19 protein-coding genes and 1 pseudogene are annotated in these 20492 nt (G+C 59.7%); 5 read left to right on the top strand and 15 right to left on the bottom strand.

What is annotated here, in order from left to right; translation table 11 throughout:
• Positions 1–43: 43 nt before the first annotated feature.
• The 5 genes from ABJ196_RS11145 to ABJ196_RS11165 all read right to left on the bottom strand — a co-directional run bounded on the left by ABJ196_RS11145 (position 44) and on the right by ABJ196_RS11165 (position 4486).
• Positions 44–454, bottom strand: coding sequence for a hypothetical protein (locus ABJ196_RS11145; protein ID WP_347307118.1), 411 nt, complete (start codon positions 452–454; stop codon positions 44–46).
• Between the two features lie 231 nt (positions 455–685).
• Positions 686–1126, bottom strand: a complete 441-nt coding sequence (locus ABJ196_RS11150; RefSeq protein ID WP_347307120.1) for a hypothetical protein — start codon at positions 1124–1126, stop codon at positions 686–688.
• A 220-nt stretch (positions 1127–1346) separates the two neighbouring features.
• Positions 1347–2876 carry a tripartite tricarboxylate transporter permease gene (locus ABJ196_RS11155; protein WP_347307122.1) on the bottom strand — a complete coding sequence of 510 codons (1530 nt, stop codon included), beginning with the start codon at positions 2874–2876 and terminating at the stop codon, positions 1347–1349.
• Between the two features lie 3 nt (positions 2877–2879).
• Positions 2880–3509: a tripartite tricarboxylate transporter TctB family protein gene (locus ABJ196_RS11160; RefSeq protein ID WP_257034754.1), complete on the bottom strand. Its 630-nt coding sequence runs from the start codon at positions 3507–3509 to the stop codon at positions 2880–2882.
• On the bottom strand, positions 3506–4486 hold the full coding sequence (locus tag ABJ196_RS11165; protein ID WP_347307124.1) for a tripartite tricarboxylate transporter substrate-binding protein: 981 nt from the start codon (positions 4484–4486) through the stop codon (positions 3506–3508). Before ABJ196_RS11165 ends, ABJ196_RS11160 begins: the two co-directional genes overlap by 4 nt.
• Positions 4487–4660: 174 nt before the next feature.
• Between ABJ196_RS11165 and ABJ196_RS11170 the strand changes: the two genes are divergently transcribed.
• Both ABJ196_RS11170 and ABJ196_RS11175 read left to right on the top strand, forming a co-directional pair.
• Positions 4661–5110 carry a hypothetical protein gene (locus ABJ196_RS11170; protein WP_347307126.1) on the top strand — a complete coding sequence of 150 codons (450 nt, stop codon included), beginning with the start codon at positions 4661–4663 and terminating at the stop codon, positions 5108–5110.
• A gap of 240 nt (positions 5111–5350) precedes the next feature.
• Positions 5351–6016: a hypothetical protein gene (locus ABJ196_RS11175; RefSeq protein WP_347307128.1), complete on the top strand. Its 666-nt coding sequence runs from the start codon at positions 5351–5353 to the stop codon at positions 6014–6016.
• Positions 6017–6083: 67 nt separating this feature from the next.
• On the opposite strand, the pseudogene ABJ196_RS11180 reads toward ABJ196_RS11175, so the two are convergent.
• The 7 genes and pseudogenes from ABJ196_RS11180 to ABJ196_RS11210 all read right to left on the bottom strand — a co-directional run.
• A pseudogene (locus ABJ196_RS11180) lies at positions 6084–6470 on the bottom strand (FAD-binding oxidoreductase); the annotation flags it as partial.
• 111 nt (positions 6471–6581) lie between these two features.
• On the bottom strand, positions 6582–7919 hold the full coding sequence (locus tag ABJ196_RS11185) for a GntP family transporter (protein WP_347307130.1): 1338 nt from the start codon (positions 7917–7919) through the stop codon (positions 6582–6584).
• A gap of 2 nt (positions 7920–7921) precedes the next feature.
• Positions 7922–8818, bottom strand: a complete 897-nt coding sequence (locus tag ABJ196_RS11190) for an NAD(P)-dependent oxidoreductase (RefSeq protein WP_347307132.1) — start codon at positions 8816–8818, stop codon at positions 7922–7924.
• Positions 8819–8886: 68 nt separating this feature from the next.
• The gene (locus ABJ196_RS11195; protein ID WP_347307134.1) at positions 8887–10338 is read right to left on the bottom strand and encodes a four-carbon acid sugar kinase family protein; all 1452 of its coding nucleotides are present in this window, start codon (positions 10336–10338) and stop codon (positions 8887–8889) included.
• Positions 10339–10539: 201 nt separating this feature from the next.
• Entirely contained in the window at positions 10540–11238 is a 699-nt protein-coding gene (locus ABJ196_RS11200) for a FadR/GntR family transcriptional regulator (RefSeq protein ID WP_347307136.1), read from the bottom strand.
• A 342-nt stretch (positions 11239–11580) separates the two neighbouring features.
• Positions 11581–12825 (bottom strand): FAD-dependent oxidoreductase, encoded by a 1245-nt coding sequence (locus tag ABJ196_RS11205; protein ID WP_347307138.1) that lies wholly within the window; start codon positions 12823–12825, stop codon positions 11581–11583.
• Between the two features lie 257 nt (positions 12826–13082).
• Entirely contained in the window at positions 13083–14888 is a 1806-nt protein-coding gene (locus ABJ196_RS11210) for an NAD(P)/FAD-dependent oxidoreductase (protein WP_347307140.1), read from the bottom strand.
• A gap of 925 nt (positions 14889–15813) precedes the next feature.
• On the opposite strand from ABJ196_RS11210, the gene ABJ196_RS11215 reads away from it, so the two are divergent.
• From ABJ196_RS11215 to ABJ196_RS11225, 3 genes are all read left to right on the top strand, one after another.
• A complete protein-coding gene (locus ABJ196_RS11215; protein WP_347307142.1) occupies positions 15814–16758 on the top strand; it encodes a trimeric intracellular cation channel family protein in 945 nt (314 codons plus the stop codon).
• A 322-nt stretch (positions 16759–17080) separates the two neighbouring features.
• On the top strand, positions 17081–17473 hold the full coding sequence (locus ABJ196_RS11220) for a hypothetical protein (RefSeq protein WP_347307144.1): 393 nt from the start codon (positions 17081–17083) through the stop codon (positions 17471–17473).
• A 122-nt stretch (positions 17474–17595) separates the two neighbouring features.
• Complete coding sequence (locus ABJ196_RS11225) at positions 17596–18117, top strand: helix-turn-helix domain-containing protein (protein WP_347307146.1); 522 nt, start codon at positions 17596–17598, stop codon at positions 18115–18117.
• Between the two features lie 605 nt (positions 18118–18722).
• Here the strand turns inward: ABJ196_RS11225 and ABJ196_RS11230 are convergent.
• The 3 genes from ABJ196_RS11230 to ABJ196_RS11240 form a co-directional block, all read right to left on the bottom strand.
• Entirely contained in the window at positions 18723–19016 is a 294-nt protein-coding gene (locus ABJ196_RS11230) for a hypothetical protein (RefSeq protein WP_347307148.1), read from the bottom strand.
• Positions 19017–19293: 277 nt separating this feature from the next.
• Positions 19294–19503 carry a DUF6290 family protein gene (locus tag ABJ196_RS11235; protein ID WP_196131284.1) on the bottom strand — a complete coding sequence of 70 codons (210 nt, stop codon included), beginning with the start codon at positions 19501–19503 and terminating at the stop codon, positions 19294–19296.
• 135 nt (positions 19504–19638) lie between these two features.
• The gene (locus ABJ196_RS11240; protein ID WP_257069694.1) at positions 19639–20454 is read right to left on the bottom strand and encodes a DUF559 domain-containing protein; all 816 of its coding nucleotides are present in this window, start codon (positions 20452–20454) and stop codon (positions 19639–19641) included.
• Between the last annotated feature and the right edge of the window lie 38 nt (positions 20455–20492).

The following is a 20492-nucleotide window of genomic DNA, read 5'->3' on the forward strand; positions in this document are numbered from 1 at the left end:
GCCGTGGCCTACCCCGACCGCTTCGACCAATACCTCTAAGAAATCAAGCCCCACACACAATCAACTTGACACGCTCCCACGTCACCGATTTCGCCGACCCCATCATCTCAGCCAGCCGGTACTCCGTCGATTCTGCGTCGAAACTCGCCACCGGAAACAAGCCTTTACGGTACGGCTGGTAGTACGCGCGAGCCTTGAACTTGTCGCCCTCGGACAGACGATCCTGCGTGTCTTCGCCCGCAGGCACATGCTGGAACATGTACGTCGGGATAGACACAGGCTTCACAATGGTCTTCTCCGTGACCTTGCGGGCTTCACGCTCCTGGGCAGCGACGAACACGTTGAGGAACAACGTCTGCGCGCTGGGGAACACCCCCACTGTCACGTCATGGGACATGCCATTTACAAAAATTTCGGCCTTAACTTTCAACGAGTTCAACGTACCCGCATCCACGTGACGCGAAATCTTATTGGAGGGGCACCATGTTAGTGTTCTGAGCATGGTTAAATGAATCAGCACGCATGGCTGTACCAAAGCTCTTTTAGACTACCAACTATGAAACGCACCGTCTTGGTCGACAACGCAATGAAACCAACGGAAAATGCGTCATCGCTTCAGATTCGGAGCAGGATACCTGATTATGAATGACGCGAAGAATGGCTTCCTTGCGTCCTTGCCCGATTCTCAAATTCGCCACTCGCTACCATCCTCCAGGAGGTAGTCGGAGCCGCCTCCACAGGCCTCGACCGGGCAACCGTTCCAGGTCTTAGAGACGTAGCCCATGATCTGCGCGGCCGTGGCCAGAGGATAGTCGTAATCGACGTGGCCATTGACGCGCGTGGCGGACTTATTGACGGCGTCGACGAAGAACTGGGAGATCTCGGCGTAGTTCCACCAGACTTGGAGGATCTCGCCAATCTGCAGGTAGGTTAATTGCTCCGGAAGTCGGCCGAAATGCTCCTGAATCCAGGACCGAACAAGGTCTTTGATCACCGGATGGTGGGCGCCGCAGTCGCACCAGCCCATGCCCTTGTCGGGAATGCCCCAGACATCGGGGGCATCGGAAGGCTTGGCGGCCGTGCGCTTGGCCGGCGTCGGGGTCAGCGGCTTCGTAATCGTTCTCATGTTGATCTCCTTAGAACGTTCATGTGCTGCAGAGTCGCGGCCTCAACTGATGAGCTGAGTGGGGGTACTGCGTTGATGAAAGTGAGTTTATAAAAGGGGTCGACATGAACCGCTGGAGCGAGGTTGACCACCACGCGGTTGCGCACGTGGAAATGCCCGCAACGCAGGAGCGATGCGGGCATGGTAGGAGTAACGCTACTCCCCTATGATATGGCGGAACCTAGGCAGCGACGGGTTCCTGAGCGGCTTTACGCTCGCGGCGGATACCGCGGAGGTGCTGGACAACCGTGACGATGGCTGCGCCGGCGAGGAAGATGTAGATGCCGATGGAGATGGGGCCATCGGCAAGCGCGGAGAGCTCGCCACCGGAAATGGTGAGCGCGCGGCGAAGCTCAACCTCGGCCAGCGGCCCCAGGATGAAGCCCATGAGGACCGGCGCGACCGGCATGTTGTACTTGCGCATGAAGAAGCCCAGAATTCCGAAGCCGAGCATGAGGGCGACGTCAACGATGGAGGCACCCACTGCGTAGACACCCAGCGTGGCCAAGACGGCAATACCGGCGTAGAGGTAGTTGTGCGGAATGTAGAGCAGCTTTGCCCACATCGGCGCGAGGAACAGGTTCAGCGTCACGAGGACGATGAGGGCCAGGAAGAGCGACGCGATGAGTGTCCACACGAGGTCACCGGAACGCTCGAAGAGGAGCGGTCCGGGCTGCAGACCGAATTGCTGGAACGCGCCCAACAGGATGGCGGAGGTGGCAGACGTGGGCAGGCCGATGGCGAGCAGCGTACCGAGCGACGTACCCGCCGAGGAGTTACCGGCGGCTTCCGGTGCAGCAAGGCCGTTGATGGAGCCAGTCGTGCCAAAGTCCGTCTGGCCCTTCTTCTTCGCGATGCGCTTCTCCGTGCCGTAAGCCATGAAGGTCGGTACCTCAGAGCCGCCGGCCGGGATAAGGCCGAAGGGCGCGCCGAAAGCGGTACCACGCAGCCAGGATGGGAGTGCGCGGAAGAAATCGGCCTTAGACATCGTCGCCTTGGTAGCGCCGAGCTTAAAGTCTGGCGGCGAGACCTTGATGGTCGCTGCGGTGTGGAGGATCTCCCCTACCGCGAGCAGGCCGACGGTCACAACCACGATGTCGATACCGTCGAAGAGCTGCGGGATGTTGAAGGTGAAACGTTCCGTACCGGACGGGCCATCAATGCCAACGAAGGACAATGCCAGACCGATGGCAAGTGCACCCAGACCACGAATGATGGATTCGGAGACGACCGAGGAGATGGCGAAGAACGCGAAGACGGCGAGGGCGAAGTACTCCGCTGGGCCGAATTGGGTGGCAAGTAGGACGAGGTACGGAGAGAAGAACGCGACGATGAGCGTCGAGATGAAACCACCGATGAACGCACCGATCGCGGCGGTCGCAAGGGCCGTGGCTGCACGTCCGTCGCGAGCCATGCGGTGTCCTTCGAGTGAGGAGGCAATGGCCGAGGCCTGGCCCGGCGTGTTGAGCAGGATGCCAGCGGTCGAGTCGCCGAAGAGACCACCGAAGTAGACCGCCGAGAACATGATGAAGGCGCCGGTGGGATCGAGGGTGAACGCGATAGGCAACAGCAGGGCCACTGCCATCGACGAGCCGAGGCCGGGCAGGACGCCGACCGCAGTACCGAGCACAGCGCCGATGACGAGGTAGATGAGGTTGGCTGGCGTGAGCGCCGCGCCGAAGCCCGCAATGAGTGAAGTCAGTTGCTCCATGATTTAGATACCTCCGAAGAAGCCGGCTGGAAGGTTGAGTCCCAAGCCCAAGGCGAAAATGAAGTAGGTCACTGAACCCACAATGAAGCTGATGGCGAGATCCCGCGGCCAGTTCTTGCCGCCCAATAGCTGGGAGATGGCGAAGAAGAGAAGCGACGAGGTGAGGATCCACCCCAGGTACGGAAGCACCGCGATGGTGAGGACGAAGGCCACGACGACGGCACCCCACGTCTTCCAGTCCGTGGGCGGGTTAGTGTCTTTCGCGCTGGGCGGGAGGTCTGCGTCCGCGTCGTCACTCAGCGTGGAGATGTGACGCTCGTCTTCGTCGATGCCGCCGAGGTCATCAAGCAGGTCCGTCGAGACGTTGCTGGACGTATTGTGTGTCGAGTCATGCAGGCGCTGCGGCTTGGCGAAGACATCCGCCGCCAGGACTGCGGCGAGCACGAGGCAGGCGATGCCCACTCCCGTAGGCAGGAAGAGCGGACCGGGGATGGTCTCACCGATGACCTGGATGGTCGAGCGCCCCAGCAGCATCCACAGGCCCACAAGCCCCAGGAGCGCGGCAAGCACGAGCTCGCCGTAGTTGCGCTTCGCCGGCGTCTTGTCCGGCTTTGCTTTCGTTGCCGTTGTCATAGTCCGAGCACCTCCACGAGCTCGATTGCGTTCTTGTGTTCTTCTTCGAAGAAGCGGGTTGCGTCATCGCCGGTGACCAGCGCGTCGGACCAGCTATTACGCTCGGCCATCTGCGCCCAGTCCTCGGTGTCATGGACTTCTTGGAGGATGTTCGTGAGCTCCTGGCGAGCTTCGTCGCTGATTCCCGGAGGCGCGACAAATCCACGCCAGTTCGACGCAACGACGTCGACGCCCGACTCCGTAAACGTTGGGATGTCATCGAGTCCTGGTTGGCGCTCCGCCGAGGAGATACCCAGGACGCGCAGAGTGCCGTTTTCGACCTGGTCCTGGACTTCCTTGTAGCCCGTGTAACCAACATCGACGGAGTGAGAGAGTAGCGAGTTGAGCAGATCGCCTCCGCCTTCGAACGGGATGTACTTCATTTCGTCAACGGTGAGACCAGAAGCGAGTGCCGTCTTCGACGCGAGCAGGTGGTCCGTGTTACCGATGGATGCGCCGCCCACCGCAATAGACTGCGGGTTGGACTTCCATGCCGCGACGTAATCCTCCATCGTCTGGTAGGGCGAGTCCGCGGGGACAACCACCACCGAATACTCTTCGGTGTACTTCACGACGGGCGTGACATCCGAGATCTGGACGCCGGGCTGAGCAATTTCCGCGGAAGCAATCATGCCGCCACCGGTGACGAGAATCGTGTTCTCGTTACCCGTCATCTCCGAGAGCTTAGTGAGCGCAATCGTGCCGCCCGCACCCGGAATATTGACGACCTGGACGTTGCCCACAATGTTGTGGTCACGAGCGACTTGTTGGATGGCTCGAGCTGTCGTATCCCAACCACCACCGGGATTCGCACCGGCGATGATGGTGAGTGATGAACGCGATGTCGCGCCCGATCCCACGGCAGCAGAGAACCAAAGTCCTGTTGCTGTGAGTACGAGCGCCACGACCGCGAGTATCGGTGTGAGTGCCTTTTTCACGTTTAATCCTTGGGGAGAGCGTTGTCATACCTTTAGCCTCTTTTGGGGCATGGATACTCAATATAGCGCCCCATTGTGATGGGGGACACCCGCTCCCCTGGAGCGAGAGCCGAATTACATTCATTTTGTCTATCAACCCGCAAGGTAAATCTGTGTGACGTAGGATTCTTTTCTGTGAGTGCTCCGAAGTTCTTCCGCTGGACAGCAGCCATTGTTCTCGCGCTGCTGCTCGGTTCTCTCTTTTCCTACTTCGGGCTCGCCGCCGCGTGGATTCTGGCTGGCATTCTCGCCTCTGCCACCGTGGCGATGACGACGCATCACGAACTCCCGCTTCACCGCCTGATTGACAAGTCAGCGCGGGGTGTCATTGGCGTACTGGCAGGCATACCCATGGCAGTAGTGACACTCGATGAGCTCACCGCCGTCGCTTTGCCAGGCCTCCTCGTCTCGATCCTCACCATCGCGATTGGCTTCGGTTTTGGCCTCCTCCTCGCGAAACGGGAGCCAAGTATCTCCTGCCCGGTAAGCCTCAAGTACGGCAAGGTCGAGCGTTGGCGAGCGCGCGTCATGCTGCCGACGCTTCAGCGCGACGGCACGCGGCTCACCATCATGAACCGGAATTAGCCGCAGCTCCGGTGAAGTCCCTGGGCATAGACGTGCCCAGGGCAGCTGGGCGGCCGCGCACAGTCGCGCGCTGTTGCTCTCGGTGTTGGTGTTGCGATTGCCGCTTCAACGGTTGTCGCGCCGGCACATGCCGCTATCATCTCCGGAAACACGTCCACCTGCACCCGCGAATTCACATGGGCAGAAACGGGCCAGCTCAACAACGGCCCCTACAATTTCTTCTACCAACTGCGTGAAAAGATGGCCGCGTCGCTAACCTCAGATGAGGCGCGTGCGCAGCTCGACGCGTACCAGCAGGCCGCGCGCAGCGGACTCAACGACGAAGCGCCGACCGACAAGGTTGTCGCGGAGGCCCTCGCCGCGGGCTACACCCAGGATGAAATCAAGGACTACCTGCTGCTCATCATGGACTCGGAGCTTCCCGAATACGGCGTTGTCACGACGCATCTTCTCACCCAGGATCCGACGGACGCTATCAGTTCTGGTGAAGCCAACAGCAACTTCACGCCGGTGCTGCCGACGGAGTCCGAGCGCAGTGACGCACTGAAGCAGGCCATCGCTGGCATCGATGAGACGACTGCCACCGACTACGCCGCATGGTTGGAGAAGGTCGCTGCCGCGGATAAGAAGGCAGTGGAATTCTGCGAGAAGGGCACCATCGGTTCTTCCATCGTCGACTACCCCACCGGCGGTGCCAGCGATGCCGACATCCTGTCCTCTGAGGAAAAGATTGCGCTCTCCAGCGACGACCCGTCGAACCGGGTTCCGGAGTCGGTGTCCTCGAAGGCAGCCATCGCGGGTCCGATCCTGGGTGTGCTTGCGATCATCGCGGCCGTAGCGGGCGCGCTGCAGCTGCCGCAGGCTCAGCCCATCATGCGCCAGCTGCGCTCGCTGCTCGGGGTGTAAAGCGCACGCGACGCCGAGATTGGGGGCTCGGCGTCGCGAGGGGGCATCGGCAAGCGGGGTGGGCTTGCTAACGCAGCGGGTCGAAGTCCCGAATCTCCGGCAGGGGCTCCCCTGTCTCGATGAGGTGCGCCAAGGCGCGGCCGGAGGCGGGGCCTAAGACGACGCCCCACATGCCGTGGCCGCCGGCAACAAAGACGTTGGGCGCTTTGGTCGCGCCAATAAGGGGCAGGCCGTCCGGGGTGACGGGGCGGGAGCCGACCCACTCGTCTTGACGGTCCTCGAAATCAAGGCCGGTGAACATCTCCTTGGCGGCCTTAACCATGGACTGAACACGCTTGGGGTCGAAGGGAGCGTCGGCATCGCGGAACTCCATGGTGCCAGCAATGCGTAAGCGGCCCTCGTACGGAGTACAGGCCAGGCGCTGCGCGGGCAGGTAGACGGGATACTCGGCGGGGTTCACGCCTCCGGCACTTTTTGAAGTCGATGATGAACGGGCTTCCTCGCACATCCACGAGTCGACCATCTCGTCGTAGACGTCGAAAGGTAGAAGGCACCTACCGGTCTCTTAAACGATGGCGTAAACGCCCCACGTCAGGAGGAATCCGGTTACTCCAAATACAGTCGAAAGAAGCGTCCACGACTTAAGCCCCTGTTTCACTGACAGCCCCAAGTACTTGGTAACAATCCAGAAACCAGAGTCATTGACGTGCGATAGACCAAGAGCACCAAAACCGATGGCCAACATGACCAACGAAGTCTGAGCAGTGCTAAGACCCGCATCAATAATCGGCTGATTAATCAGACCCGCCGTTGTAAGCATCGCTACCGTAGCGGATCCTTGTGACGCGCGAAGTGCTAGCGAGAGCAAGAACGCCATGAGAATCAACGGCATATGTGCGTTCACAAGGATGTCTGATAGAACCTTTCCAATACCGGATTCCACGAGAACATTAGCGAAGCCACCGCCAGCACCAGTGACAAAGATAATGACCGCCACTGCTGGAAGCGCTGAATCCATGACGCTGGATCCCCGTTCGAGGTTCCAATGCTGCTGGCGACCGATGAAGAACCACGCAACGATCACAGCTATCAGGAGCGCGACCGGAGAGCTGCCAATGAAGCTTACGAAAGTATTCACCGTCGTACCTTCTTTTGTCAGCATCTCACCGGTAGTTCCCACCATGATCAGAACAATCGGAAGTAGGATCAGACCGAGGATGAGAAACGGCGACGGTGCCACTCCAGTCGGGCCCATATCTTCGAGCTCGACAGGAGACTTGCCGCGCTCAATCTTCTCAACTTTCAGTAGCTTGGCTGCAAAGAAACCAATCGCAGCAGTGATTGCCGCGATGGGCAAACCAAACGTAAGCATCATGCCCACATCCGAGTCTAAGACCCCAGCTACCGCGACTGGTCCCGGGTGCGGTGGAAGCGTGACATGCACAGTTAACAGTGCGCCAGCAACCGGCAGACCGATCTTGAGAGGATCTTGCTTGGCTACCGCCGCAAATCCAAATATTATCGGCGCGAGAATAATGAATCCGACGTCGAAAAATACGGGGATGCCTAGGATGAACGCAGCAAGCGTCACCGCGCCGGCGACTTTTGCGGGACCAAGACGGGTCGTAAAGTATTGAGCAACCGCCTCCGCGCCGCCGGATACTTCTATCATCTTGCCGAGCATGGCACCGAGGCCGACCACGACAATTACTGATCCAAGGGTTTTCCCAACACCGTCGGTAACGGTGGAAACCGCGTCCGCTAAAGGGATACCGGAGCACAAAGCCGTGGCGATAGATACACCGATTAATGCCACGAAGGCCGGTACCCGTAGCCAAATCACGAGTAATAGAAGGACCGCGACTGCTACGACGCCGAGTCCTAGGAGCGCCATGCCCGTCACGGTTATGCGTCCTGCGCCTTAGTCGGAGCCACGATACGGATAATTGAGGAATCATCCATAGCACCTTGTCCACGGACAAGGCCAGCGAGGTACTGCTGTTCAGCAGCTGCCGCAAGCGGCACACCAATTCCTGCCTTCTTGGCTGCAGCAGTCACAATACCCATGTCTTTAACAAAAATATCCAGGCGACTCTTCACCTCAGCCCCGTCTTCGTTATATGCCTCCAACATTCGCTGGCCACGATCGCCGAGCATGAACGAGGAAGCAGCGCCGCTCATCAATGCATCAAGCGCCGCGGCTGGGTCAAGCCCCAAACGGTCTGCGAGAGCTAGAGCCTCTCCTGCAGCAGCGATGTGTACACCACACAGGAGCTGATTGACAGTCTTTAGCGCCTGCCCTTTACCCGGGGCATCGCCAACGATGACCAAGTTAGAAGCCATCTCTTCCAGTACCGGACGAATCTGTTCTACGACGGTAGGTTCTGCGCCAGCTGTCACCAGCAAGTCGCCTTCTCCTGCGCGGACTGGACCACCAGAAACCGGAGCATCCACGATGTTCAGGCCGATTTCTTTTAGCCGTTTTGCGGCATTTTCGACAGCTCCGATGCCGACTGTAGAAGTCAACAGCACTACAGCACCCGGAGTCATGTGGGAAGCAATATCTCCGTCACCGAAGAGGGCATCAAGAAGCTGTGCTTCGTTTCGGACGGCGAGGAGAACGACATCCGCGCCCTCGGCGGCATCTGAAGCGTTTGTATAGGTCTCGATACCGGCCGCCTTAGCGAGGTCCAAACGCGGTTGAGCGATGTCGACGCCTCGAACCGTGAAATTCTTGGCAAGGTTCGTGGCCATAGGAAGTCCCATAGCCCCCATGCCGACGACAGTAACAGTGAAAGACATTGTATTCTCCTAAAAAGTTTTGAGATAATTGCTTGTTTGCGTAGAGACTCAGTTAGAGCATCGAAAGACTAACTGGAAGTACTCGCAGACAACGTGTCCACGACCTCAGCAAGCGACGTATCAGTTCCGACATTGCCTGCGAAGACAATGTATGGGACACCGGTCGCCGGACCTTCCTGGGTGGTCCAGAGTGAGATGATGCCGGGTTGCATTGGCCCGATGACTATCGCACGAGTCATTTCGAGTCCCTTGGAAGCCACATCCGATGAGGTGATTCCGCCTTTGGCGATAACGAAGCGTGGAGTAACTCGGTGAACGATTTGATTTACGGTGCCGACTAAGGCAGCAGAGACGGCACGGGCGATGGCGAGCGATTCGTCGCCATCTTCGCCCTTGACCAGTTCACGGGAGGTATGAAACACAACGTTTCCAGCGGCCAGCTTGGCAGTGACGGTATCAACAAGCTCTGCGAGATAGGCCTCGCTTCCGTCGCTCAAGACACGGCGAACGTCGAGCTCCACCACGGCAGGATTGTTCCTCTCGAGAAGTTGATTGAGCTGTCGTGTCGTCGTTGGCACGTGAGACCCCACCACGATGAGTCCGCCCTCTGCAAATTCTCCTTGCGTGGAGGAGCGTCGTGCTGTTTCTATCCGTGCCGGGGTCAACGGGGTCGGAACATCCTGACCAATTCGGGCTCGGACAAAAGGTGGGCCGACGCGGTAAATGAAGTGCTTCCCTTGCGCCTCTGCTTTGATGAGCCCGAGCGAGAGCAGTCGTAAATCATCCTCAGTCACAATGTCAGGGACGACAGGCTGGCGATCGTTGGCTTGGACAAGAACCTCAGCGATTGCGTCAGCACCGGCGCGGATCACGTTCAAATCAAGCCGTAGTACTTGGGCTGCTTTCACTGCACCGCTAGTCTTCTCTTCAATCCACTCAGGGAGGCGGGAGTTGGTATAACCGAAGGTCGCGTCTTCCGCGAACTCGGTCTCCCCCACCGGCTTGAAGCCTTCTGCAGTATTCCCCGCGTAATGAGTTGAACCGACCGTAATACGACCAGCGTCTCCGAAAGCCGGGACAATAACGAACCCATCGACGGTCGCACCATGAGCTTCAACCTTATCGGCGAGGGTATCTGGCTCCAGCGGGTAGTGCCCACGCAATGTCGAATCGCTGCGTGAAACGAATGAGATATCAATGCCACGAGCATCGGCAGCCGCGAAAGCAGCATCAGCAACGTCCTTATTGATTGCCTCCGCGTCGACTGGTGCCAACGAACGAGAATTGGTCATGACGTAAATGGCTGGTGCATTTTGCTCAAATGCCCATGCAAGATCAGCTTCAGTCCAGCGCGTCAATACCGGCAAGTCCGCAACGGATTGCGTACCAGTTGGATCATCATCCAAGACAATCAACACTTGATGCGGGGCAGCATCCACGGCTTCACGAACCTCATCTGCAGAAACCTCGACGCCTGATGCGTAGCCTGCTGTGAGCTCCGCAAGTGATTGAATGGTCACTCTAACTCCTTAGTGCTTAGACCTCTGAGGACTTGAAGTTAAGACTAGCGCCCGTGGCAAGCGCAGGAAAGTACTTTTCCGTTTTTCACCCCCACTAACCCGCTGCATCAAAGGGTTAAGTACGGTGAAACACTACGTAAACAGCCGATTGTCGTTACAAACTTTCCACTTGCAAACGGCCAATGGTGGCCCCCAAATGGGTTAATGTTCTCCCACCAACCGCTGCAAATCATCAAAAGTCTGCGCCATGTGCGCGCGCATCGCGTTCTTTGCTCCTTCTTCATCACTTGCCTTGATTGCAGAATAAATTCGGCGATGATGTTCTTGCGCACGTTCGGCGACCTCCAATACAGCGCTTGTCCGCAGGCGCGATGCCGCCAGCTCCCCCTGGAGAGGAATCATGAGCGCAGTAACGACCGGGTTCTTGGTGGCTTCAAAAACTGCATTGTGGAATTCGACGTCAAATTTCGCTATGCCAGCGACATCATGAGCTTCCAAGGCCGCGTCATAAGCATCAAGTGCCGTCTGCATTCGATCTAAATCACTATCCTCAGCACGCGCTGCTGCATGACCGCAAGAACCAACTTCGATCATTCGACGCACCTCGGTGAGGTGGAAACCGACTTCGCCGGGAGATAATGTCCGAGAAATAAAGTCGACGCGGCTGCGCACATCACTCCATTGATCCAGCGGAGCAACGAAAGTACCTCGACCATGGACTACTTCCAGCACTCCACGATCTGCAAGTGTGCGGACGACCTCACGCATTGTTGGGCGCGAAACGTCAAGAAACTCCGCTAGCTTCGCTTCACCCGGAATCGCTTGCCCTGGCTCGAATTCTTTGTCGGCAATAGCTTGCATTATGCGATCAATGCCCTGAGTGACACGGTCCTTACGCATGATGACAATCTCTCCTACGCTGCAGTCCTCTAAGGTCTGCGTCCAATGACAACGACTACTTATCCATCATACAAACAGCACCTCAGAGGACCTGGGTTTCCGCCTAACTATTGAAAGGTGCATCCCTCTTCACACCTCGCACGCCATCCTAAATTGGCGCAGGCGAGTCTTCTCCGCGGAGTTTGCCGGATAGGCTGGTGCCCTACTCAAGCTCAGTCCCCGCGTCTTCCGGAACGTACGCCTTAACAGCAGTCGCATAATTTGTCAGATTAAAATCTGACTTCCGGAGTAATGCCAAAGAACACCGAACCTTACGCAGTGACGTCGATGGCAACTTGTCTACTAACGCAGCGGGTCGAAGTCCCGAATCTCCGGCAGGGTCTCCCCCGTCTCAATAAGGTGCGCCAGGGCGCGGCCGGAGGCGGGGCCTAAGACGACGCCCCACATCCCGTGGCCGCCGGCAACAAAGACGTTCGGGGCTTTGGTCGCACCGATGAGGGGCAGGCCGTCCGGGGTGACCGGGCGGGAGCCGACCCACTCGTCTTGGCGGTCCTCGAAATCAAGGCCGGTGAACATCTCCTGGGCGGCCTTGACCATGGACTGAACACGCTTGGGGTCGAAGGGAGCATCAGCATCGCGGAACTCCATGGTGCCAGCGATGCGGAAGCGGCCCTCGTACGGAGTACAGGCCAGGCGCTGCGCGGGCAGGTAGACGGGATACTCGGCGGGGTGCGCGCCGGTATCGACGCTAAAGGAGTAGCCGCGGCCGGCCTGGACCCGGGTGCGCACGCCGAGTTTGCGCGCGAGCTTCGGCAGCCATGCGCCGGTGGCAAGGACCACGTAATCGGCTGGGAGACGCTCGCCGGTGGAGAGCTCCACCACAGGCTTGCGGGTGGACTGAACATCCACGACGGAGTCGCCGGTGCGGATGGTGACGCCGCGGTCGCGGAGGGCATCGGCAAGCTTGTGGCAGAAGGGGCCCGGCTCAAAGTAGCGCTGATTGCCCATCTGGAAGACGAGCTGCGCGTTATCGCTGAGGAAGGGCACGAATTCGCGAGGATTGGCGACCTCCTCAAAGGGAACATCCTGGCCGTGGCGCACGGCGCCTTCGACCTCATGGATGAAGCCCTCGGCTTCCTGCTCGTTCTTGAAAGCGATGATGAACGGGCTCTTCTTCGTCCAGGATTCGACGCCGCCGTCGACCATCTCGTCATAGGCGTCGAGTGCCTTGAGATCGATGGGCGTGAGCGCAGCCATCGTCTTATCCCAGGCCTTCTGGGTGGCGTGCGCCATGAAGCGCACGCCAAAGTCGATGACCTGCGGGCTGGGCGGAAGCGGGACGTGGAGGGCGGCATCCGGATTGAAGAAGGCCTGCGGGGTGTAGCGCCACAGCTCCGTGTTGGCCAGCGGAATGGTCTTGCCGGGGCTCAGCCACCCGGCGTTACCCCAAGAAGAACCGGCGGCAACACCGTCGCGGTCGATGACGGTGACCTCGTGGCCTTTCTGCCGGAGGAACCAGGCCGTGGACAAGCCGACCATGCCTGCGCCGACGACGATCGAATGTGGGGTGGACTGGGATGCTGCCATGGACTGCTTCCTCTCAGGGTGTCGAGTGGGTGTGTTGTGCGTAGAGCCCTTGTGGGGCGTGCACAGTGGGGTGTTAATTGTGAGTCATATTACTACCGCATTGGTGGTTGTGTGGGCGAAATGACGTCTGGATTAAGTGGGTGCTGTGGGACCTCGGCAAAGGTGGCTGATAGCTCGGTGCGGCGGGGTGATTGATGGCCCGGCGCGCGCAAAGCGCCGCCATCAAGGGAGGATGGCGGCGCTGTATGTGGTGGCTGTTAACGGCGGTGATGGACTTCCGCCAGCTTGTAGACCGGGGTGTCGAGGCCCTCGTAGCGGGCCTTCAACTGGAGCGCGAGGTAGCGCGAATAGTGGCGCGACTGGTGGAGGTTACCGCCGTGGAACCAGAGGTTGTCCACCTGGGTGGGCTTCCACATATTGCGCAGCTCGCCCTCCCAGGGGCCCGGGTCCTTGGCGGTATCAGAGCCAAGTCCCCAGCAGCGGCCGACTCGGTCGGCGACCTCGGGTGAAATGAGAGTCTCCGCCCAGCCATTCATGGAGCCGTAGCCGGTGGCCAGGACAATGACGTCCGCGGGCAGCACGGTTCCGTCGGTGAGCGTGACGGTGTCCTCCCCGACCTCCGCGATGGAGACGCCGGAGTGAACAGGAATCTCGCCGCTGGCAACGAGCTCGCAGGCCCCGACGTTGATGTAGTAGCCGGAGCCGCGGCGCAGGTATTTGAGGTAGAGACCCGAGCCATCCGCGCCGAAGTCGTTTTTGAAACCAACCTTTTCCAGACTGTCATAGAAGTCCTTGTCCATCTCGCGGATCTTGTCGAAGGCCTTTCGCTGGCCATCCGGCAAAATCTTGTACGGGGTTGAGGCGAAGAGCAGATCCGCCGAGTCCGTGTCGAGTCCGGATTCCACGGCTTCTTCCGAATAGAGCGGACCGAAAACTTCCTTCATGAGCGAGTCCGACTGGACGACGTGGGTGGACGATCGCTGAATCATGACGGGCTTGGCGCCGTTATCCACGAGGTCCGCGCAAATATCGTGCGCCGAGTTATTCGCGCCGAGGACAATGACGTTCTTGCCTTCGTCACCGCTGCCGCCGGGGTGCTCCGAGGAGTGGCGGATTTCCCCGCGGAAGTTTTCCTGTCCCTCCAGGTGCGGGCGGTTGGGCACGCCGGACATGCCGGTGGCGAAGACGAGCTGCGTGGGGTGCAGGGTGAGGTCTTCCCCGTCGCGGTTGACGTGGACGTCCCACTTGCCTTCCGCCTCGTTGTAGCTCGCGGACAGACACTCGGTCTTCGTCCAATAATCTAGGTCCATCATGGTGACGTAGGCCTCGAGCCAGTCGCCCATCTTGTCCTTGGGCGTGAATACCGGCCAGTGGTCCGGGAACGGAATGTACGGCAAGTGGTCGTACCAGACCGGGTCGTGGAGGCACAGTGAGTGGTAGCGACCGCGCCACTGGTCGCCAGGGCGGTCGGATTTCTCAACGACGAGGGTGGGCACGCCCTGGCGCTTGAGACGCGCGGCCAGCGCGATGCCGCCCTGGCCGCCGCCGATGATGACGACGTAAGGCTGTTCCGTGTAGCCCAGTGCGGCCTGACGCTCGGCGCGGCGATCCGCCCAGTTCTTCTTGGACTGATGCGGGCCGTGTTCGGCGCCCTTCTCACGGTTGCGTCCGGCGGGCTCCGGAAACTCTCGGAGCTCGCGCGCCGAAGTGAGCAACGTCCATGCTTTGCCGTCACGCAGGCGCGCGATGGCCTTGCAGCTCATCGCCAGGGAGTCGCACGTGAAGTGCACGCGGAGCACGCCCTCGCCTTCGTCGACGACCTCGGTGACTTCGGTGTTGGTGAGGGCCGACTCGGTATTCGAAATGAGTTCTGCGATGGACTCCGCGCCTTCCGCGGTGTGCAGGTTCCAGGAGATTGCTGTGAGGTCGCGCCAGAAGCCGTCGGATTCAAAGACGCCTTCCACATCAGCCGTGGTGACGTGTTCCTGGCTGGTGAGGCCTTCCAAGCGTTCTAACCAGTCTGCGACGTAGGTGGATTGGTCGACGGCTACTGCGGTGGTCATCACGACCCCTTTCTCCTAGGCAAATATGTTGCACACCACAGTAAGGAGAAAACGTAACACGTGCCAAAATTTCGTCGGTGTGGCGCGTTGTTATTTTTGCCATGCGATGCTTTGCAAAAACTTTGGGAACGACGTTGCGATTTCTTAGCGGATGTAAACGCCTCGCGGCGAATAAAACTCAGCGCGCATGAACCGCCTCGTCGCGCAGGCCATCGGCGTGGTGATGGAGCGCGACAAGCGCTGAGCACAGGCATCCGGGATCCGCGCTTCACTTCCCCAGTGCACTTTCCTCATGCCTGTGCATGACTGGAGTGCACTACTGGGGCGCACGTGGGGACTCGTTGCCCCCAGGTTTAGCGGCGTGCGCTCTACGCGTTCGTGGCGCTATCCGCAGGGGACCGCGCTGGAACGCACGTCGTTGTCGAGTCCGGTGTCATTCTGCTCCGCGCCGTGGGGCCGTGCCTCGCCACGCAGCAGGACGGCGGCAAACGCCATGAAGGCCATGAGCACCGCCCCACAGTGGATTGGTGAGTTTTCACGATGTACGCTGCGGAAATGACGGCTACGCAGGCCCGTGCTGCGCACATTGTGAGGACCGGATGCGCGCCCAACTCGTGCGACCACCCGTCACGCGTAGACGGACGCTCACGCCGAGGAAGAAGAGAACAAAGACGGCAAACGAAAGACCATCGAAGTGGCCGTCCCCCATAATGAAAACGCATAGTGCTTTGTTGGCTGCAGCATGCACGAGGGCCGCGGTAATCCGTGCTTTCACGATGTTCTTTTCCTTCCTTCGTCGCCTTTACGCGGGCGCCGCGATAGCACGGCGACCGCTCGGCGCATGGGGTCTACAGCGTGGGTCCTCGAGGGACGCATGTGAGCGTGCCCTGCCACCCCACGACCACAAGCGATCTAGGGTGGACCAATGGAACAAGTCGATCCCGAGGTCATGAACCTCTACCGCGTCTTCGAATTCGGAGGCGTGTTCCTCATGTCCATCCTCGTATCCATGGTGGCGCGGCGCAGGGAATTCGATATCTTCGGCTTCTTCGTCATCGCGCTGGTCGGTTCGCTGGGTGGCGGCATGATGCGCGACGCGCTCATCATGGCGGGCGCGGTCTCCGCGATGAAAGACCCGATGTATCTCATCCTCGCCACGGTCGGCGCACTCATCGCCTTCTTCACTCACCTGCGCGGACGCGTCTGGGAGCTCTTTCAAGTCCATGCCGACGCCCTCCTGTTAGGCATTTGGGCGGTGGCTGGTGCAACGAAGGCTCTGCAGTACGGGCTGCCGCCCTTCTCTGCGGTGCTCATGGGCGTGCTCACCGCGACGGGCGGCGGCGTGCTTGTGGACGTGATGACGGGTGTGACCCCGCAAGTACTCGTGGGCAAGCGGCTCTACGCCATGCCGGCACTGCTCTCCGCGGTCATCGTGGTGGTACTCAATGAGCTGGGACAGACCATTTGGGGCATGCTCCTCGCGCCCATCCCCGCGACGGCGCTCGCGTTGCTGTCCTACTGGCGGCACTGGAAGATCCCCTTCCACGTCGAATTCGCACCGGTCAATCAGGCGGCGAACTTCCTGCGCAACGCGGCAGCACCGCTCGAGAATGAAAGCCGCCGCATTGCTCGCGAGCTCGAGCCGTATGCCATGCGCTCACTGCGCCACCAGGCGCTTGCCAAGGCCGACCGAGAACTTGGCAATGACGTCGATGACGCCAACCCCGTCGAGGAAGCAAAGGAAGCCGTCAAGGACACGGCGGAGGCCGTGAAGGCTGTAGTCGAGCACGACGTAGAAGCGGCCGCTGACGCGTTGACGGCGGATGACGAGGCCGAGGTCAACCGTGAGGGTGGCGACGGGCGCGCCTAGCAGGGCCGTGCATGGATATGCATGCCCACACAACCGCTCGGCCACTGCTATGTCGCCCGGGGAAACCTGTGTTGGGCCTCGTGCATGATCGCCGGCAAGTTCCCCGCCCACTCGTGTTCTCATCCCCTTGGATTTCTCGCCGTCTCCCCTGCTGAGCGGGGACTGCGGCGACGGGTGGAGGGGGCATCGAAAAGCTGGGCCGCGACCAAAAGCACAGTCCAGGGCACAAGACATGCGTGAATATCAAACTCAAGCGTGAGTCGTGTCTCCCGCCTACCCGGCGCGCCGCCCAGATTCGTGCCCTCGACGCGCTGGAGTGACCATGCGCTACCACGCCATTGCCCGCGCCGCCTTCAGGTTCTACTTCCTCGCTAGCGGCGTGGCTCACCTCGTCCTCGACCACATCGCGCCGAAGAGCTACGCCGGCTTTGACGAGACCGCGCCCTTCAACTGGCTTAGTGCCCTGTGGTCCTCGTTCGTCATGCCGAACATCAGCTGGCGCACGCTTATCCTCGCCGCCTTCGAGATGGTGGCCGGCGCCGCCCTCTGTGTGCGGGACTTACCGTGCGCTGGGGCGCGCTGGTCATCCTCGCGTTCCTCGTCTTCATCACGGTGGTGGGCTACGGCTTCCCCACTGCCGGGGACGCTCGCGGACATCGTGAAGAACCGGATTTTTACGGTTGTCATGGCGGTGTTGGTTCTTCCCCTACTGTGACCTCGAACGCCGTCGCGCCGAAATACTTCCTACACCTGCTAAAACCAACGCCAAGGTATTGCATCTTTCGTTCTGTCCATTTACCATCAAGGTTGAATTCGAACAAAACGAAAGGCCGCCCCATGTCCGCCCAGGAAGCCACATACTTACCCCTTGATGATGACGGCGATCATCAGCTTGCCCGAGTCGCCAATTTCCTCGATGCTTTCCGCGCTAAGAAAGGCGAGGAACCAGAGCCACAGTACTTCCTTTCTGGTCCGAACCCCAGCGACCACGTGCCGCTTCCGCGGCAGCTCTACGAGATCCTGGTGCAATCCGTAGAAGCACTACAAAGCGGTAAGGCAGTGACAATCCGCCCCAATGAGATGCAGGTAACGACCCAACAGGCCGCAGACATTCTCGGCGTATCACGACCAACGGTTGTTCGCCTCATCGAGTCCGGGCAGCTGGATGCCGAAAGAGTCACGCGCCACCGCCGGCTAAGGCTTACCGATGTTCTCCACTATCGCGATAAAAAGCGTGAGGAGCAGCTCGACTTCATTGCGTCTACTTCGCAGCACTTGGATGAAGAACCATCGTCAGAGGATTTCAAACGAGTTCGACAAGCTGTTGCCGAGCGCAAGCGAAAGAAGCAGACCGGATAAAGCATGTTTCCTGCAGTGCTTGATACATGTGTCCTCTGGCCCTCTCTCCAAAGAGATTTCCTTCTCACGCTTGGTTCCCATCACGTCTTTGAACCACGATGGAGCGAAGACATCCTGGCTGAGCTCGAGATTCATGAAACAGAGAAGCTCGTCTCTCATGGCGTTTCAGAATCAAACGCTCAGCATCGAGCATTCCGGCTGATCCGACAGATGGAAACTCATTTTCCGCAATGCACAGTGCACGTCCCTCCAGCCTGGTCCCCAGCAATCCCCTACCAGATCCCTACGATGAGCACGTCCTCGGTGCGGCCGTCTTCAGCAACGCTGAAGTTATTGTTACGAATAATCTCAAAGACTTTCCCAGGAACTGTCTACCGTCTGGTATCAGCGCCATTCCACCCAGCGAATTCTTAGCTGACGCCGTAGGACTTTCTCCCGCACGTGGACTCGAAGCATGCAACTCCCTGCTCGCTCGCTTGAAGAACCCCGCTCTGACTCTCGAACAATTCATCACGATTATGGAAGAACGATACGGCGCGACCGAAGCAGCTACCATGCTTCGTGATGCGGCCCGAAACAACTAGTAACGACGTCTTATGCAGCACTTACTGCTGCTGCTGGCGGTAGAGCTCCTTGCCCAGGATGGGTCCCCAGGCGCCGAGCGCGATGAACGAGACAACGCGCGTCATCAACGCAGTGAGTCCCGTCCCCGCGTAGATGTGCCGCACGAAGGGAATACCTGCGACCGGTTGCCCCGCCACGGAGATACACAGGAGCAACGCCGACGCGTAGAGCGCGAGAGCAAGTCCAGTGCGCCAGCACAGAAAGACCAGCGCCAGGATACGCAGCGGACCCACGAAGCCGATATCGAGCGCATACGTCACCGGTGCGTGGGTCACGCCCATGTCGGTAAGGACTCCCCCGTTGCCCCATGACAACACGATGTCCGGCACCCACGCTGCGACGGGCTTCGATGACCCGGCGAACCGCGTGCCGGAGAGCCTGTCTGCCGGGGCTGTCCTTTCGTTGGCGTCCTCGGTGGTGCGGTCCAGCTGCCGCAGGCCGTCATCCGGCAGGCGCTCGCTCAGTAGCGCCGAAGCTCTGAGCCGCCGATACCTTGGAGCGCCGTTCTCTCCGTTCCCCGGATAGTGTTCCGCACTGCCCTCGCTGCCGGTCTTAAAGGAACTCGGCAGCGAGTTCCTCGGCAGAGAAAACCACGGGATCCTTGTCGAACTCCGCCTTAGCGTCGTTGTGTTCTGCGAGCTCCACAGCGTCCAGAGCCGCCGACCGCAAGAACTGGGAGTGTGTCAGGCCGAGTGCTACGGCGTGCGTCTCGACGGCTAACTTTTCATCACTTCTGAGACGCACCGTCAGCGTGGTAGCCAAGGGGGTTCCTTTCATGGAGATGTATCCACGCGTCTCCGATATCGCCATTCGTGCGTCCGTTCGGCAGGTGGGGTTGCGAAGTATGAATGAGTCGCCGAAAATTCACCCGATTTTCGGTGACTCATTCACGTTCCGTCATTCCAGAACAATCATCTCGTCGTGCATACCCCAATGCCACTGCCGTACGAAGAGCCTGTGCCACCGCTCGCCCAATCGCGGGGCCTTTGCCGAGAGGATTTGCCCCACCACGTCCTCGAGATGATGCTTCACGCAGGAACCGGAATATCGAAGTGTCGTCCAGCCGCGCAGGACAGCGTCATTATTCTTCCAGCGGTCATGGATAAACACGTCACGCTGGATGTGGAACTTGAATCCATCGAGTTCGATTGCGACCTTCATTTTCGGGATCACCAGATCCCAGCGATAAAGCCCTATGAGGTGATTGATCTTTACCTCGACGCCATGTTCCCGCAGCGCACGGGCGACAGTGCGCTCGAGCGGGGACTCAGCCCCCACCGCGGCGCGGTTGATGAGTTCCCGCGTCCGCTTGGGAAGCTCACGCACGTGCGAGAGATCCTCATCGAGTAACCTCTGTCCTCTCTTTCCACCGTAGCGGCTCGCGAGCAGCCGGATGGCCCGGTCATCCTTGGCGATATCGGCCACGGCGAGAGGGTGATAGAGGATCTTAAGGTCGCCACGCGTTAGGTACACCAGCCGGTGGCGTCGCGACACAGTCCACAGATGCGAGGCCGGCAGCGACGTACGGCTCACCAAGCGCAGTGGCAAGGTGAGCTCTTCACCCAATAGCACCTGTGCGGCGCTGTCTCCCGTGAGATACGCGCCCCTCTCGCAAGCGAGGGCCGCGAGCTGTTCGGGCGTCGGCTCCTGCGACAAATAGAGGCCGCGACCTACCTTGAAAGCCCCCGGAAATTTTCTGTCAACGATCTTCATGCTGATCTCCCCCGTGTGTTGTGAGCATCAGCCTAACC

This window comes from Corynebacterium sp. SA-MJD20WY100, assembly GCF_039822565.1.
Classification (GTDB): domain Bacteria; phylum Actinomycetota; class Actinomycetes; order Mycobacteriales; family Mycobacteriaceae; genus Corynebacterium; species Corynebacterium phoceense_A.

What these genes read in the sequence shown, in the direction of transcription:
- ABJ196_RS11215 (WP_347307142.1), top strand. Translation starts at nt 15,814, where the DNA reads ATGGAACAAGTCGATCCCGAGGTCATGAACCTCTACCGCGTCTTCGAA.
- ABJ196_RS11220 (WP_347307144.1), top strand. Translation starts at nt 17,081, where the DNA reads ATGCGCTACCACGCCATTGCCCGCGCCGCCTTCAGGTTCTACTTCCTC.
- ABJ196_RS11210 (WP_347307140.1), bottom strand. Translation starts at nt 14,888, where the DNA reads ATGACCACCGCAGTAGCCGTCGACCAATCCACCTACGTCGCAGACTGG.
- ABJ196_RS11225 (WP_347307146.1), top strand. Translation starts at nt 17,596, where the DNA reads ATGTCCGCCCAGGAAGCCACATACTTACCCCTTGATGATGACGGCGAT.
- ABJ196_RS11155 (WP_347307122.1), bottom strand. Translation starts at nt 2,876, where the DNA reads ATGGAGCAACTGACTTCACTCATTGCGGGCTTCGGCGCGGCGCTCACG.
- ABJ196_RS11190 (WP_347307132.1), bottom strand. Translation starts at nt 8,818, where the DNA reads ATGTCTTTCACTGTTACTGTCGTCGGCATGGGGGCTATGGGACTTCCT.
- ABJ196_RS11205 (WP_347307138.1), bottom strand. Translation starts at nt 12,825, where the DNA reads ATGGCAGCATCCCAGTCCACCCCACATTCGATCGTCGTCGGCGCAGGC.
- ABJ196_RS11175 (WP_347307128.1), top strand. Translation starts at nt 5,351, where the DNA reads ATGGCCGCGTCGCTAACCTCAGATGAGGCGCGTGCGCAGCTCGACGCG.
- ABJ196_RS11150 (WP_347307120.1), bottom strand. Translation starts at nt 1,126, where the DNA reads ATGAGAACGATTACGAAGCCGCTGACCCCGACGCCGGCCAAGCGCACG.
- ABJ196_RS11200 (WP_347307136.1), bottom strand. Translation starts at nt 11,238, where the DNA reads ATGCGTAAGGACCGTGTCACTCAGGGCATTGATCGCATAATGCAAGCT.
- ABJ196_RS11240 (WP_257069694.1), bottom strand. Translation starts at nt 20,454, where the DNA reads ATGAAGATCGTTGACAGAAAATTTCCGGGGGCTTTCAAGGTAGGTCGC.
- ABJ196_RS11160 (WP_257034754.1), bottom strand. Translation starts at nt 3,509, where the DNA reads ATGACAACGGCAACGAAAGCAAAGCCGGACAAGACGCCGGCGAAGCGC.